Below are 1,872 nucleotides of genomic sequence, written 5' to 3' on the forward strand. Positions count from 1 at the left end.
ATGCGCGACCGCTTGCCGCTTCGCGGCGGGCGTCACCACTTTTTTGACAACAGGTTCAGGGAAACGTGGAAGCGCATGGAAACATCCTCTCCGGGAGTTATTGGCTCAATGCAGCGTGACAGGTTCGGCGCTCTTGCCGGTGAGGCGCGCGAACAGGTGCGGCAGGTCCGGCAGGACGACGACGTCGCCCTCGCGCCGGACCAGGCAGCGGATATGCTCGCGCGGCCAGCGGATGCCGATCACCGGCGGCTCCTCCGCATCGCCGGCGTTCAGCACGGTGACTTCGTTGACCCGGTCGGCCGCCAGCCCGATCAGCGTCGGATTGCCGTCCAGCTCCAGTTCGATGACGATGATGCGGCTGTCGGCGGTGGTGCTGTGGCGGTCCATGCCGAACGACACGCGCAGGTCGGCGTGCGGCACGATACGTCCGCGGAAGTTGATGACCGCCGCCGCCATCTCGTCCGCGCCCGGCACCTGCGTCAGTGGCATGACGTCGAGGATCTCGCGGACGATGCCCGCCTCGAGGGCGAAGGTCTCGCCGCCTAAGCCGAACGTCAGCACTTCCAGTCCCTGTTCCGGGGTCCAGTTGGGAATCTTGTGATACGGCATAAGCTTACGCAGCGGCGATGCGCCGCTCCTCCCTGGGCTGGCCGAGCGCAACGAGCTGGGCGATGTCGAGGATCAGGGCGACCGAACCGTCGCCCAGGATGGTCGCCCCGGCGAAGGCCGCGACGTTACGGTGCAGCGGCGACATCGCCTTGATGACGGTCTGGTGGTTGCCGATGATCTGGTCGACGACCAGCCCGACGCGCTCCGAACCGGTGCCGACGACGACGATCTTCTGGTAGGTGTCCGGCTTGGTGCCGGTGACGAACAGGTCGCGCAGCCGCAGGAATGGGATCAGGCGCTCACGAAGGGTGATGATGCTGCGCCCGCGCGAGCGCAAATCCTCCTCGAGCGACAGCTCCAGGCATTCCTCGACCGCGGCGAGCGGAATGACGTAGCGACCCTCGCCGACGCGGACGAGCAGCCCCTCGATGATCGCCAGCGTCAGCGGGATTCGCAGCGTGATGGTCGAACCCTGACCCGCCACGCTCTTGACGTCGATCGAGCCGCGCAGGCTTTCGATCGTGCGCTTCACCACGTCCATGCCGACGCCGCGCCCGGACAGGTTGGTCACCTGTGCCGCGGTCGAGAAGCCGGGGTGGAAGATCAGGCCGAGCAGTTCGTCCTCGCTCACCACCTGACCCGGCTGGATCAACCCATTGGCCTCCGCCTTGGCGCGCACGCGCTCGCGGTCGATGCCGCGGCCGTCGTCGGTGATCGTGATGAGCACCTCGCCGCCGGCCTGATGCGCGCTGAGGCGGATGAGGCCGCTGGCGGGCTTGCCCACGGCCAGCCGGTCCTCGGCCTTTTCCAGGCCGTGGTCGCACGAGTTGCGGATGATGTGGACCAGCGGATCGAACAGCCGCTCGATCACGGTCTTGTCGACCTCGGTCGTCTCGCCCTCGGTCACCAGTTCGATCGCCTTGCCGGTTTCGTTGGCCAGATCGAGGATCAGGCGGCGGAAGCGGCCGAACAGCGTCGAGACCGGGACCATGCGCAGCACCATCATGGTATCGCGCATCTCGCCGGCGAGGCGCTCGATCTCCTCCGACACCGAACGCAGCGACAGGTCGTTGCCGTGATGCGCGAGCTGCGACAGCCGGCTCTGCGCGATCACGAGCTCGCCGACGCGGTCCATCAGCTCATCGAGGCGTTCCGCCGGAACGCGGACATGTTCGCCCTGGCTGCGGGTGGCGGCGCGGCGGTCCTGCTGATCGTTCGCGGCGACCGCGGCCGGGGCGGCCGGGGCGGCCGAGGCGGCCGGGG

The 1,872-nt window shown here is 68.1% G+C and carries 2 protein-coding genes; both read right to left on the reverse strand.

Annotated elements, in window-relative coordinates:
- Nucleotides 1-105: 105 nt before the first annotated feature.
- Nucleotides 106-609 (reverse strand): chemotaxis protein CheW, encoded by a 504-nt coding sequence (locus AX685_RS12985; RefSeq protein ID WP_066489323.1) that lies wholly within the window; start codon nt 607-609, stop codon nt 106-108.
- A gap of 4 nt (nt 610-613) precedes the next feature.
- Nucleotides 614-1,872 (reverse strand): chemotaxis protein CheA (locus AX685_RS12990; protein WP_197418612.1); only part of this gene is annotated, 1,259 nt, incomplete at its 5' end.

The organism is Sphingomonas sp. CCH9-F2 (genome assembly GCF_001556735.1).
GTDB classification, from domain to species: Bacteria; Pseudomonadota; Alphaproteobacteria; order Sphingomonadales; family Sphingomonadaceae; genus Sphingomonas; species Sphingomonas ginsenosidimutans.